General features: G+C 60.3%; 11 protein-coding genes and 1 pseudogene. 5 read left to right on the top strand and 7 right to left on the bottom strand.

Going from position 1 to position 13762, the window contains the following annotated elements; genetic code table 11:
- Window positions 1-180: pseudogene (locus ACV22W_RS06540) on the top strand (IS3 family transposase); the annotation flags it as partial.
- Between the two features lie 57 nt (window positions 181-237).
- On the opposite strand, the gene ACV22W_RS06535 reads toward ACV22W_RS06540, so the two are convergent.
- The 4 genes from ACV22W_RS06535 to ACV22W_RS06520 form a co-directional block, all read right to left on the bottom strand.
- A complete protein-coding gene (locus ACV22W_RS06535; RefSeq protein ID WP_448018441.1) occupies window positions 238-873 on the bottom strand; it encodes a hypothetical protein in 636 nt (211 codons plus the stop codon).
- A 178-nt stretch (window positions 874-1051) separates the two neighbouring features.
- On the bottom strand, window positions 1052-3727 hold the full coding sequence (locus ACV22W_RS06530) for a TcfC E-set like domain-containing protein (RefSeq protein WP_448018425.1): 2676 nt from the start codon (window positions 3725-3727) through the stop codon (window positions 1052-1054).
- A gap of 52 nt (window positions 3728-3779) precedes the next feature.
- Window positions 3780-4487 carry an EcpB family pilus assembly chaperone gene (locus ACV22W_RS06525; protein WP_448018424.1) on the bottom strand — a complete coding sequence of 236 codons (708 nt, stop codon included), beginning with the start codon at window positions 4485-4487 and terminating at the stop codon, window positions 3780-3782.
- A gap of 112 nt (window positions 4488-4599) precedes the next feature.
- A complete protein-coding gene (locus ACV22W_RS06520; RefSeq protein WP_448018423.1) occupies window positions 4600-5253 on the bottom strand; it encodes a common pilus major fimbrillin subunit EcpA in 654 nt (217 codons plus the stop codon).
- Between the two features lie 1063 nt (window positions 5254-6316).
- Between ACV22W_RS06520 and ACV22W_RS06515 the strand changes: the two genes are divergently transcribed.
- Window positions 6317-7972 (top strand): hypothetical protein, encoded by a 1656-nt coding sequence (locus ACV22W_RS06515; RefSeq protein WP_448018422.1) that lies wholly within the window; start codon window positions 6317-6319, stop codon window positions 7970-7972.
- A gap of 474 nt (window positions 7973-8446) precedes the next feature.
- On the opposite strand, the gene ACV22W_RS06510 is transcribed toward ACV22W_RS06515, so the two are convergent.
- Window positions 8447-8620, bottom strand: coding sequence for a CsbD family protein (locus ACV22W_RS06510; protein ID WP_448018421.1), 174 nt, complete (start codon window positions 8618-8620; stop codon window positions 8447-8449).
- An 11-nt stretch (window positions 8621-8631) separates the two neighbouring features.
- Here ACV22W_RS06510 and ACV22W_RS06505 point away from each other — a divergent pair, with 11 nt between their 5' ends.
- The 3 genes from ACV22W_RS06505 (at window position 8632) to ACV22W_RS06495 (ending at window position 9832) form a co-directional block, all read left to right on the top strand.
- Window positions 8632-8790, top strand: coding sequence for a hypothetical protein (locus ACV22W_RS06505; protein ID WP_448018420.1), 159 nt, complete (start codon window positions 8632-8634; stop codon window positions 8788-8790).
- A 57-nt stretch (window positions 8791-8847) separates the two neighbouring features.
- Window positions 8848-8994, top strand: coding sequence for a DUF3096 domain-containing protein (locus tag ACV22W_RS06500; protein WP_081053095.1), 147 nt, complete (start codon window positions 8848-8850; stop codon window positions 8992-8994).
- A gap of 685 nt (window positions 8995-9679) precedes the next feature.
- A complete protein-coding gene (locus tag ACV22W_RS06495; protein ID WP_448018419.1) occupies window positions 9680-9832 on the top strand; it encodes a hypothetical protein in 153 nt (50 codons plus the stop codon).
- Between the two features lie 102 nt (window positions 9833-9934).
- Here the strand turns inward: ACV22W_RS06495 and ACV22W_RS06490 are convergent, their stop codons facing one another.
- Both ACV22W_RS06490 and ACV22W_RS06485 read right to left on the bottom strand, forming a co-directional pair.
- Window positions 9935-11173 (bottom strand): S53 family peptidase, encoded by a 1239-nt coding sequence (locus tag ACV22W_RS06490; RefSeq protein ID WP_448018418.1) that lies wholly within the window; start codon window positions 11171-11173, stop codon window positions 9935-9937.
- Window positions 11174-11207: 34 nt separating this feature from the next.
- The gene (locus ACV22W_RS06485; protein ID WP_448018417.1) at window positions 11208-13325 is read right to left on the bottom strand and encodes a hypothetical protein; all 2118 of its coding nucleotides are present in this window, start codon (window positions 13323-13325) and stop codon (window positions 11208-11210) included.
- Between the last annotated feature and the right edge of the window lie 437 nt (window positions 13326-13762).

Below are 13762 nucleotides of genomic sequence, written 5' to 3'. Positions count from 1 at the left end.
GTAATGAAAAGCTTCGTTCGTACCTTGATGATCGAGCACGTGAACAGGCGCGTCCATCGCACCCGTGACGAAGTGCATGCCGATGTGTTCGACTACATCGAGCGTATCTACAATCCGTACCTCCGGCGCTCAACGCTGAACTTTCTTCGCCTAGTTCTGTTCGAGCACGGCATTGCAGGACTAGTGAACCCGTCCAGGAGAACGGGGGAAGGCCAATTTGCAAATGAGACGGCACGGTCAAAACTGATTCACCGGCATCACTTTCACTTCATGCGTGTGGGTCCCGTTTGCCAAGACGACCCTCACCGGGCTGCCAACGGGATTCAGCCCGCCCAAATCGAGCGATTCGCCAGGCGACAAATAGCGGTCTCGCATGCAGACGGTCGAAAGCGGACATTCGCCATGCGCGGTTGCTAGCATGACCGTGTTTCCTGTATTAACGAAATGCGTCCCATCGACCCGATAAGCCTGCCTTGCCGACCTAGGCTGCACGACCAGGATTGTCTGCAGTTCCAGACGCGGTTTCACCTTGACCGCATTTGTATCGATCGAAACCGCGCGCTCCTCCCGGAACGTCACGCGAAAATAACGCGGCGAGTCGTCACTGATGCCTTTGAAATAGAGACGCAACCAGCCACTCATGTTCGGGCGTAACACGAGCTGCTTCGGTGCATACATCAAGTCGCCGCCTTTCGGCTTCCAGGTCGCGACGTCTCCATACGGTGGAGCGCTTTCCTCTACCGACACGCCGTATACGCGCGTCTGGTCGCTGTCGTTTACGACCTCGCGAACGAGATAGTCTTTCCCGGACCCCATGAAATAGGTCATGTCGCCGACGGACAATGCCTGCGCGGTGCAGGACCAGATCAACATAACGAACGCTGCGAATTGCCTCAATCGATTCCTCACTGGTTACTGGTCCGCGCATGCGCATCTCACCCGCTTCAATTCAGCCAGCCGGCCCGGCATCATGCGTTACCCGACAAAAATGGACGCGCGACCGATTACGTCGGCCACGCACATGGACATGCCTCCGCCTTCTGCTTCGGTATCAGCCTTCGCGGCGCCGAACCGGACCCGCATCGGCCACGCTCTTTGGCTTGCATTCGATCTGATCGACCCAGAGCGCGCCTTGCGCCTTGCTGAGGTCAAAGTCGATCTCGCACATTCCGCCGGCGTCGGTCTCGTATTGAATGACCGGATAGGCGGTGTCGACGTCGATCACGAAACCGCCGTCGGCCGCGGTCGTAGCCTTGCCGATGTGGTTGCGAATTTCGGTGTTCGGCTTCACCAAGCCGTTCTCGGTCAGCACGCCGAACACCGTTACCAGCCGGCGGACCTTCGGCATCATCGACGCGACATTGCCCGGATACAGAACGAGCTTAGCGTCGCCTTCCTGAATATCGAAGTTTTCCGGCGTGTCACGACGCGTGCGAATCGTCACGCGGTGTTCACGGTATCCCGTCAGTGGAACGAACGTGGAACGCGAATCGAGCGCCAACGCCCCGTTCGTGGACACCATCTCGAGATTGCCGCGCGCCGACTTGTCCACGCCGACGATCACACCGCTTTCGCCCTTCCTGCTGTTGAACCCGATGCCGCGCGTGTTCCACCCGACACTACCCTGCATCGCAGCCGTGCCGCTGGCGTCGCCCGTATCGTCGATGTTCACGTTGCCCTGCCAGCCGAACCAGCGGTTGTGGCCCTGCGCGCCGAGGTTCGCCTGTGTGCTCGTCGGGTTGCCATAATCGCTCGACAGCGAACGCGAGCGGTTGACCCCCGCCGACAGATAGTCGACACCCGCGATACGCTCCGGCCGCCAGCCGACATGCGCACCGATCTGCTCGGTATCGAGCGAACGCGAATAGTCGATGCCGGCGTCGCCGAACGAGAACGTCGCATTCAGGCCGACGTAGAACGCCTTGTTCCATTTACGGCCCATGCCGCCAGCATTCCGGCTGAACATCTGTCCACCATTGAGCATCACGCGCATCGATTTGTTCGCATAAATGTCCTGGCTCCAGTCGATGCGGTAGTCCTGGCCGCCGCCGTTGTATACGCTGCCGCTCACGTTGAGCGTCGCGTTGTTGGCCCAGCCGAACATTCGCGAAACGCTAACATTTGAGCCGAAGCTCAGTGTGCGCTGATTGTATACGCCGTTCTTCGCGGTGCTGCCCGTCGTCAGCATGTAGTTCGCCCATGCACCGACCGGCCCGATGTTCGCCGCACCATTCGCATTCAGGCGTAATCCGCCGTCGCTCGTCGCTCCCGTGTCGATGCCGACGTTACCGTACTTGAAACTCCGCTGATAACGAAGTTCGGCGGCGGCCAGGCCGTCAAAATAATAAGCACTGCCGTGAAACGTACCGAACCGAGTCGCCATCTTGCCGCTCGCACCGACAAGCTGTCGGCTGATCGAACCACGTCCCCCGACGTTGTTCGCAACATACTGGCCGACATAGAACTGATACTGGGCGTCCGCACCCGTACCGCCGTTACTCGGCTTGTAAACCTGCTCATTCCGCGACGACACCACGCGACCGTTGACAACGACGTCCACGCGAATCGGATAACTCCCGACGGGCAATTGACGCGTATCGATTTCCTGGTTGCCGAGGGGAAGATGCTGAACGTTGATCAGCTTGCCGTCGCGGTGGATCTGCACTTCGCCCGATGCTGGCATGAACGCAAAGATCGGCGTGCGCGCCAGCGAGCCGTCGTTCAACTCCGAGCGGCTCGCGGTGCCGGCGCTGACGCCAAGAAACCGCCCGCCCGGAAGGAACGTCGTCTGCCCCAGCGCATTCATCGACCAGGTACTCAGATAGCCGGCCGTGATCGCTACACCGCGGTAGTCACGTTCCAGCCGCGCTTCATACAGGTTGAAATCGTCGCCGCTGCGAATGTCGCCTTCAACATACGCATGATTGACACCAATAGCACTGACCGACTGCACGTGGAGGTAGCCGTTCGCATCGGCACTGGCGTTCTTCACGACCGACATGTCGTAGTTCAGCACACCGCTCGGATGCTTCTCGGTACTGTCGGGCAGCATATGCAGGCGCGGCGCGCCTTCGCTTGCATAGGCGTCCCTCGGCAATTCAGCAACCAGTTCGAACGTCCGCAGATTGAACTCCAGCTCAACGTCCGATGCGTCATCGCGTGCGCTCGACGTTTCCGCGACCACGCGCAGCGGCTTACCATACCGGTCCGCAACCCTCTGCTTCGCGGCATCCGTGATGGCGATCTTCGCGAGGCCGAAGTCGACCAGGGTCAGGGTGCGACCATCGTACTTGACGGTTGCCCGGCCCGCTTCCTCCGAACCGCTGTCTGTTTTGAGCCGCACGGGCACTTCGACACCCTGCTCCAGTGCACCGAGCAGATTGTCAGGAAAAACATACTGACCGGCAGCCAATGTGCCATCGGCATGTGTACCATCCGCACGATCGGACGCGTGATCGGCATTTTCCGAAAGCAACGAGCTAGCGTTGTTATCTGGCCCCGTGTCCGACTCTGGCAAGGACGCCGATGCGTATTCCGGGGCCGTGCTGGCGTCGACCTCGACGGCGTGTACAGACGCGTAGCGACGCCGGTCAGCGTCGGGCCTCTCGGCTTCCCGCGCGCCCCGATCGAAGATCACCGAATGATCCGCCGCAAGCACAGCCGACGGCACCCATCCTCCCGCTAGAGATATGGCGACGTTAAGCGATGTCATTGTCGACTTTTTCATTCGCAATCCAAATTGAATCTCTGTTGAGTCAAGTCACAAAACCGTGATTCGCTTACTTCACCACGACCTTCGATGGCGCAGAATTCATCGGAAAATACTGGTAGTCGCTGCCTTTCCAGACGCCAATGCCTTGAATGGATACCAGGCCCTTTTCCTTGCGCATATCTCCCGACTCGCCCGGGAGCAGGAAAGTGGATCGGCTGCATGCCCTCGGTTCAGTCGCTCCCTTTTCATCGCACTTCCCCGTGGCCGTGACATGGACGAAGGTATTTCCGATGTTCTTCACGCGCCCATTGCCGTTGTTTTCGAATTTGAAGTAGATGGTGCGTGGACGCACGACGAGGATCGAACTCAATCGAATCCGCTGCTTCGCGGACAAGGTGACGCCATCACCGATGTTAGATTGCGACGACACGGCCTGTTCAACGAACGACAACTGGTAGTAGCGCTCCTTGTCGTCCCGCTTGCCCTGGTAATAGATTTTGACGTCCGCCGTTCGATTCGGCGGCAGAAACACCGTCGCAGGCGAGATGAGTACATCCTTTTTCTGCTCATGCAGCACCGTCAATTGCCGCGGATTGGTGATCTCCCGGACTTCCGTCGACACGAATTTGGCTATCGAGTCGTCGTTCTTGATCTGCTTGACGACATAGAACTCGTTTTCCTGCATTTCGGTCGTCAACGATCCGATGCCGATCGCCGATGCGTGCTGCGCTCCCATCAGCGCGACCGCGAGCGCCAAAAATTTCAGTGGCTTCATCGTGTCCTCCGAAAGAAAATAAAAAGAAAATGCCGGACCCCTGGACCCCGAGATCCGGCATTGCCGGAGTCAAACCTGCTTCGACCGAATCTGTGCAGGTATTCGGCGAAACTTACGCGCTCGGCTTTTCCCAGCTCGCGACGAAACGCACTTCGACGTCGCCGTTGTATCGGCCATCGGAAACGCCCGACAGACCTGCGCCAGTCAGAGGGTTGCCGTCCTTGTCAGTGCCTTGTGCGATCTTGAATTTCACCGGCACGCCATTCGCCTGGTGGTACGAACCGTTCGGCGTCTTGTTCGGGCCAACCTTCGCCAGATTCATGTTCTGCAGGCCATTCGCCGCGATCGACGGCGCAGCGTCACCGGCTGTGCCCGACAGGATGTCGGTGAGGTTTTGACTCAGCTCGATGCCACCGAGATCGACACCGACCTTCAACGAATCCTTCACGCCACCTGCAACGGCATTCAACGTGTTCTGCGTGACCTGCGCCTGAATCTTGTAGCCCGTGCCGCCTTCGTAACCCGCCGCGAGAACGGTCAGCGTGCGGTCCTGCGTCGAGAATGCTTCGTTCGTCGGGTTCCACTCGAAATCGAGCGTCGTATTACCTTCCGCGAAGACGCTCAGCGTCACGTCGGACTTCTTGACAACGGATGCCGTCCACTTCACCCGGGCTTCTTCCGGGCCCACGGTTGCGGCGATAGCCGGAACCGCGAACGCGACTGCGAGTGCGGATGCCACTGCGAGGCGGATTGCAGTTTTCTTCATATCGATCTCTCAAAGGGATTCATAAATTGACTTGAAATGGTCGGACGACAGTCCCATATCCGGGGATACGCTTCTGGACCATCCGTCCTACCAACCGCCGATTCAATGGATTTGCCAGTTCACGGCGGCGAAATGAATTATTTCAAGTGAAATGAAAATGAAATATGAGAATAGGCCTAAAAGATCCTCGATCCGCTTCGAACGGCACGCGTTCACGCGGCAGAGCGCCCGTGCTGATTGATGACAGTCGCGCCCCAGCGCATCGCTCTCTGGCAAGCAGAAGGTCGGCAGAACAACGTTTGCCGGAGATGAGATGATTCGGCCGTGCAAGTCCGGCGGGTGCGCCGGAACTGAACACAACCCGCATCACGACCGCGATTGTCGGCGCGTTTCGCGGCGCACCTGCGGCGCACTGCCCGAACATGTCTGCTTGTGCTTTCACCCGCGCATAATGGGCGACACGGCGATTGGTTCGATACGCCTTGGTCAGTCCACACGTGAGTGGCCCGAGCGCAGACAAGATGCCATTCACGCAACGTGAGGCCGCGCCGCGTCCGTGGTCGCGGCAGATCGCTAAGCGAGAAGAGATGCCCATCGCCGACCATCGCCGGCACGGGGCATGAAACAATGGCCGGCCTGCACGGCCCCGGGCGCGAACGAACGCGACACGGCAGGCCGTGCGAGCACTTCCACACTGGCCGCGCGCTCAATCGCCAACTAATACATCGTGACAGGCGCTCCCGTAGCGCGACCCCGGTGGCATACGCCTCGTGCATTCTCTGTCAAGGAGTCGTCAGCAATCGCAGCGACCCTCTGAGCTTCCACCGGCAGGCCGGGCGGGAATTGTCCGGATACCTGCGGGATGCATTTAGGACCGTTCTCATATTCTGATCGCAGAACCCTCATTAGCATACGAAAGCCATTTTTCGTGTGATCAACGGGACGACTCGGTTACCCGGTCCTCATCGCAGCCCCCTTCCTCCACCGCCCATGGTCGAACGTGCGTTGCCCGTCGACCTGAATCCGGAATAGCAGTCGCAAGGTCATACGCACTCCGCCGAATGTGTCTATTCCTCTCCTCACCATTGAAATGTCAAATCTCAAACCACTTTTTCTGCGCGCGTCGATTCGCCTCTTCTTGAGCGGCATGCTGGCGTTCGGCCACGCTGTCTCTGCCCATGCCGCGGCCGATGACCCGTTCGGTGTTCAGTGCAGTGGTTCGCCCAAGATTTCCATCCATTCTTATGCGCCGATAGTGATTGAGTTGGGCAACTTTCTTTATTTGCCTGACATTCCCGCTGGCACGACAGGTGCACTCGTCGGGCGCATCCACAAGTCGAATCCCCAACTGACGCAGTTGGCAATCATCTTCAAGGAAGTGACCAGTTGGGACTATTTTCCGGACGTCGCCGTCGGCCCGTGGCTGTCGGCGGGCGGCGCATCACGCTCGATCGCTGTTCCGAACAGCCGGGATGTGCGCTTCCCCAACCTTCCCTATTCCAACAAGGAGGCACTGAATCGTCTCGGCGCCGACTACACCGTCAACGGCATGCAAATCGCCTCAATTTATGGATTTACGCAGCAAACCAGCAACTCGTTGGGGCAGCTCGTTCGCGGGCCGGGTACTCAAGTGCAAGATCCGATCGTCAAAAAAATGGTGGCGGACGCATTCCTGAATCAGTTACCGATGATGTTCGGCGCGCATATGTTCTACAGTTCTATTCTCAGTGGGGACCGGGGTCAACGGCTTGCAGATTGGTGGGTACAAGGAGATTTCACGAACCTCTGTGGGTACTCCAGCGAGTTCATTTACAGAACGACAGTGACGCCGAGCGCCACCAATACGTTCAAGCTGTCGCCGATCAGCGGCACCATCAGCGTGTCGAACGGCAAAATGCTCGTATCGGTTCCGCCGGTCTGCCGTATCACGGACGGAAACATGGAATGCCCGATATCCACTAACGCCGCGGCCACGATGGATAACATATCGTTCATCGTTCCGCCTTCTCAGCAGTCCGACGTATGGTTCAAGACGGCCGGCGGGCAGAAGGTGTCAAAGGTCACTGCGACTGCCTTGGGCACATCGAAATTGGTGGTCTCGCCGAATCTGCTGGATTCGCTGCTGGGCGACGCCGAAGCGAAGCCGCTCGACGACGCCCTCGGCGCGATCGTGCAAACTACCGGTGGAACGGCCGTCGACATGCGAGTGTCCTTTTTCGAAGATGTGGAACTGAAACGTCTTACATTCGGCGTCGCGATCGACGAACGCAATCCCGCTGCGATGGGCAAATATTCCGGGGCGATCGGCCAGGATCCGGAGATCGTCGTGCCGCTCGCGATCCGGCAGTATGGCGCGTCGAAGGCGACAAAGGTGTCGGTAGACGTGCTCGCGCCCAGTGTTCAAACCGCCGATGGGCCACGTTGCAAGTTCGTCGACAAAAGCGGGGCAACGATGGTTGCTGTGCCGTCAATCGTCCGCTTTTATGACGGCACCGGGCTCGACGACCGCCCGGACAATTGCGCCGGCACCGTGTATGACGTCGCGACGCTGAAGTGGCGCGAGACCCTCGGCGGCGCATTCGCGTACGAGGGAGCCCTCGATATGGACTTGCGCTTCCAGCTCGATCCAAAGCAACTGGCTACCGACACAGCCGGCGCGCCCTGGTTTGGTACCGTTTCGGCCAGCGGCGAGGTGCGTGTACGTGCTGATTGGCTCTGAGCGACTGAAGCCCTGGCACCGCTCCGCGCAAACATTAGACATTCCGCGAACAAATCCTCCGATCGCACACCGCTTCGCAAGCATGGTAAGAGACGGTTTCGTCTGCGTTTGTCTCAGGCTCCCAACGGCGATCGATATGCGGTGCTGCAGCCGCATGACCGGCTGCCGGTCGTGACGCCCGATCGCCGTCGGGAGCACCTCGCAATTTGGATTCTGCGTAGGTCAAATTTTTTATTTAGGTCAAAGCCGAAACCACGAGCAGGTACGGCGACAGGATCAACGCGCAGAAGCTCCGGGAAAAGCGCGCCGTCCGCGCGTGGAAGTAGGCAGGCCCTCGATCAAGAAGTGCCTAGCGATTACACAACACAACGCCTGGCGCAATCTGAACAAGTTCGCTCACCCGCGGATTTCCCCACGCAGTCTGAACGTCGACGCGCGCGGCCGCCAGTTCGATGTCTTCTTCGTCAGGTTCCACTACCGCTTCTTGAATCGCTCCTTTGCATCGCCGAACGATGCTTGTGTCTTGCCGACGATCTGTTCCGCCTTGCCCGTCAATCTGCCTGTTCGATCTCCCACGACCTTGCCAACCATCTCCTTCAGTTTTCCCTTTATTTCCGTGATGCGACCTTTTACCTGATCCTTGTTCATGACACTGCTCCTTGAAACCGACGAATGCTCGAGCTGCGGTCCGGCACGCCAAGCGGAACCGCAATGAAGTCGGTCCAGGCACGGCGATTGCGCTGCTCGAAGCGTTCGCGCTTGTGGACAGCGAGTTGACGGCCGAAGGCTCGATGCTCGCCAGGCTCGCGTCTCTGTAACGGGTGCCGGAGGCAAAGCAGGCTGCGGCCACTCGCTTTCAATCTTGCGGAGGAAGCATGAACACGCTCACTAGCGCCGGCCCGCTGGTTTCACTGATCGCCGGCATTCTCATCCTCGTGGTGCCCCGCCTCCTGAATTACATTGTTGCGCTCTACCTGATCGTCATCGGGCTGCTCGGTCTGTTCGGAGGACGTCTCCATTGAAGTGATATGACCACGAGATAGCCGGTTACGAACGTGCATGAGTTACGTCGTGGTGCCATGCGTGGGTCCGGCGGTGGTGAACACCGCCAGTGCAATGAGCAATACATATACCGGCTGCATGCGGTTGAGTGAATGATCGATCAACGACATCGCGCGTCTTCCTTGATGAGATGAATCGCCCCTGCGCCGGCCGCATGATGCGGGCCCCGTGATACCGCCAGTCACATCTTCTCGCAATGCGGCGCAGAGGCTTTCCCTTCGGATGCGCAGCGGTATTCGACCCGACATCGGCACGGCGGGAATGGGTGATTTTCACTCTCTCGCTCCGTTTTCATTTCCACCTTTCTCCATCATGATCTGCATTCCTTCATATTATTCGGCATGTCGTTCCGTGCAGCGATGATGACATCGTGCGTTCGGCCATCTGATCGGCATTGCTGACAAGAGACGCGGATCGCATGGTCGAAATAGCGAGCGAAGCGTCCGCCGCTCCGTAAGGGAACGAATCGTGCTCGTAGTCAGGCACTGAATGGAGGACAGCACGATGAAGCCCATGACAATTTCAAACCGCCGAATTCTGGCGACACTCGTGGCAGGCAGCGCACTCGTCGCGGCCAGCGCGGCCTTCGCGCAAGTCTACGTTGAACCGCCACCGAGGTACGAAGAACCCGCCCCGGCGCCGGGTGTGTCGATCACAATCGGCATGCACGGCGACCGCTACTGGGACGGCCATCGCTACTGGGAGCACGACGCATGGATGCATCGTCATCCGCGTGAACATGACCCGTGGCGGGAGCACGAGCGCGGGCGCATGCACGAACACGACTATCGTGAATAGTGCAGACCCGCCGCGAGATACCAGGAAAATCGCTCCTGTTGAACAGTCTCGTACGTGGCGCACGGGCCGGCATGATTTATTCGGATCACAGACATATATACGTCAAGGCGCAGCCATAAGCGCCTGGATCAGATTCGCGGCGATCGGGCGCCCGAGTCCGGTGACGTAGTCGTATCCGACCGCCGTAGTACAAAGCGTGCCGCATGTCCCGTTGGATCCGCTGACGATGTCGCGGAAGTTCGCCGCGTACGCGCTGGACGCGAGACCGTACAGCACGCTCTGGATGGAGCTCACCGCGTTCAGCGTCGTCTTGCCGCTCGCGACGCGCAAGCTGTTTGCGATCGCGACCAAGGCGGACCATTGCGGTGCGCCGGCGCTCGTCCCGCCGACGACGAACCAGCCGCGCTGCCCCGCATAGCCGTACGAATCGTAGACCGCGAAGCCGGACGCCGGGTCGCCGTCGTAAGCGACGTCGGGCACGCCGCGCAGCCCGAGGCTGTCCGATGGCGTCCCGAAGTTCGATTGATACGTCGGCTCCGGCTCGACGGCACTTTGTCCGCCGCCGCTGCCGGCCCATGCCGTTTCGCCGGCGTAGGCGCCAGTTGCATCGGTCGCGATCGACGTGCCGCCGACGCTCAGCACATACGGCGATGCGGCCGGATAGTCGACACCGTTGCCGCCGTCGCCGGACGCAGCGACGAACGACACGCCGTTCGCGCTGGCGAGTTGCCCGTCGTATTGAGTCTCGGCCAGAAATTCGGAGGCCCCCCAACTGATCGACACGACCTTCGCGCCGACCCCGCCCGGTGCCGGACTCGTCGCGAGCGCGATCGCGCTCATCAGGTCATCCAGCGAACTCGATGCGGCTTCGACGAGCACGATCCGCGCATTCGGCGCGATCGCGTGCGCCCACTGTACGTCCAACGAACTCTCGAGCGCCCACAGCGCATCGGGCGGCGGCGGACGCTTGTCCGGCGTCGCGTACACCTTCGTGAAACAGCGCGGGGACGCGCATGGCGACAAGCCGAAGGTGCTACTGAACAATCGCAGATCTGCCTCGACGTTCGGGTTGTCGTATGCATCGACGATCGCGATGACCTGATCGTCGCCACCGTAGCCGCGCGCCGGCAATTGATCAAACCCGTAGAAATGGCGGATCTGCTGGGGCGACAAGCCGACCGGATTCCGTCTTGCGGATCCGTGCAGATGAAGCGGCGGCCGTGCAAATCCATGCGGCGCGCGCGACGAAGATTGAGCGAACGACGCGCCGAGCGTGACCGCGACGCTCGCCGATACGACGACGAGCGTGCGCAGCACACGCGTGAACGAAGCTGGCTTCATGATGCTCCCCCGATGGCAGACGAACCGACGTGCGTCAGTGCACCTTCGCGCTCGTGAACGACAGCGATTTGCCGGTGCCCGCGATGACCAGCCAGTTGTTCGGATCGGTGGTGACGATCGTCGCGCTCCCGCTTTTCACGCTCGGTAACTGATATGTGCTCTTCGGCAGCAGCCAGGTCATGTCCTGCAGGCTCGTCGGCTGCGTCGCGCTGAATGTCCAGCTGGTGCCCGTATCGGTCGCCGTCCAGTTCACCAGCAGACGGCGCCGGTCGAACTGCGTGAGCTGGTCCATCGTGAACCACTTGAACTGGCCCGTCGTGGCGAGCGACGCCGCGTAGCTGAGAAACGTCGTCACGACGTTCGGATACCATGACGCGCCCAGCGGGTGCATGTAGATCAGCCGGCTCGTGCGGTTCGCGACGACGAAGTCCATCAGCGACAGATACCAGTTCTGGACATCCGTCGTCGGCACCGCGAACTCCTGGAACTCCTCGAACGTCGCATACTTGCCGAACGGCATGACCGGAAACGCCCAGATGCCCGGATTCAGCAGTGAACCGTTGCGATACGCCCGCGTTTGTGCATTGCCGGTATGGCCGGTGAAGTAGTAACCGGAGTAGCCGTTCGACTCGAGCCAGTTCACCGCCCACGTCGGTGTGTTGCCTTCCGGCGCCGCCCATTCGACATCCGGCTTGCCCGTCACCGACTGGACGGCATTGTGGTTCAGCACCAGATATTGCGTGAACGTGCTCGCGTTCGTTTCGCTGGCGTTCGCCCCCCAGTAGTCGTGCGCCCAGCCGCCGTGGCTGCCGATTTTGTGCCCGCGCTTGAGCAGGAACGCGACCAGTTGCTTCGCCTGCGTATTGTTCGTCAGGTTGATCCCGAGACCGTCGCCGATTGTCACGTCGTCCGGGCCGGCCGTCATCACGATCGAGTACGGGCCGCTGTTCCACACACCGTAGTTCTTCAGGTACTGTGCCGGCTGGATCTGGTCTTCCGCGCAGAAGTGCCAGTTCAGAACCATCCCGGCCTGGGCCCGCGGCTGCAGCGACAGGTGAGGCATCGACAGGATGTTTGTCGTGAAGTAGCGCAAGAAGCCGTGGATCGGCATGCTGTCGGTTTGTCCATCGAGATACGCGAGCGGCAGGTTGACGAACATCACGCCGCCGTTTCCATACGCCTGGTAGCCTGCGACGAGACCGAAGTTCGGCGACGTCAGCAGCGTCGTGCCGGTATACGTGCCCTGTGTGACGTAGCTCGGATATGTGAGGAAGCCGTAAACGTAGCCGGAAATGCCTTCGAGCACGTCCGTCGTCACCGACGGCGACGCCGCGCCACTCACCGCGGTCGATACCGACGAAAGCTTCGTCGATGTCGGCGAATACGATCCGGTTTTGACCTTGCCACCCGTCGACACGCGCCCAAGATTCAGCGGCACGCTGGTCATGCGCCCGTTATCCATCTTGTACGTGAAGTACGCCTGATGGTTGTACCCGGCAAGTCCGCCCGGGTTCGACGTGCTCGGCTGCAGGAAAAGCAGCTGATTCGTCGTCGAGCCGGTCGAGGAAGTCGACGTGGTTGCGGCCAACGCCGCCGCGGTCGTCGTCGAGCCGGACCATGCCATGGACTTTCCGGGCGGAATCTGCAGCGCGCGCAATGTGCTGCCCATCCCGGTCACGGGGCCGAGGCCGATCATGCTCCCGCCGAGCGTATCGTAGAGCACGTAGTTCACGCCGGCCATCGAGCTGAATCGCGATTGTCCGGCCGGATAAAAGCCCGTCGCGTTCAGCACACCGAAATCATAGACGAGCATCACGCGCCCGCCGTTCAGCGCGTAGTTCTGGATAGCGGTCACGAGCGTATCGTCGGCGACCGTATGCACCTGGTCCGGCAGGATGAGCCCCTGATACTGCTGCAGCGACGTGCCGCCCTGCTTGAATTGTGTGTCGCTGATGAGCGAGATCTGCACCCCCTCCTCAGCCGCGGAATCGAGCCACGCGGACACACGCGGGTCCGGCAGCGTAAAGTTGTCCGGCAGCAGCAACAGCAACTGGTTCGACAATGCGTTCGCCGGCCCGGCTGCGAACGTCATCAGGCAAACGGAAAGGACGATCAGAAAGGCTCGCAGGGTCCGAATTGACTTGGCCAACATTATGCTCTCCCGACGGAGGTGGGATGACTGCCGATGCCCGACACGTCACTGCCGACGCATTCCGCCCATCGTGATCGAGCGGCCGGCGGCCGGGCCGTGTGGTGCCATCGGCTGAGGGGGAGAGCGAACGTTTCCCCGTTTCGGACACGCCCGGCTACGCAAGTACATCGATTCGTCGGACGATCACGAACGCGCGGCAACTATCGTTTCCACCACAACCCGTGAAGCTAGCAACGTGCCAGTCTCGCAACCACGCTGCCGCAACGGCCACCGGCCATGGAAAGCGCCCGGCACGGGAAAATCGAGCCGAAAACGTTACAGCGTCGATACGGCGTACGTGGTGGCGCAGCGTGAGAAGCCGACGGGAAGCGTCGCGATGGACGATGTGAGGCTATCTGGCGCGGCGTCGCGTGGGACTCGCCATTGCGATCGCCCTT

This window comes from Burkholderia sp. AW49-1 (genome assembly GCF_053427845.1).
This window is presented reverse-complemented; position numbering and strand designations above follow the sequence as displayed.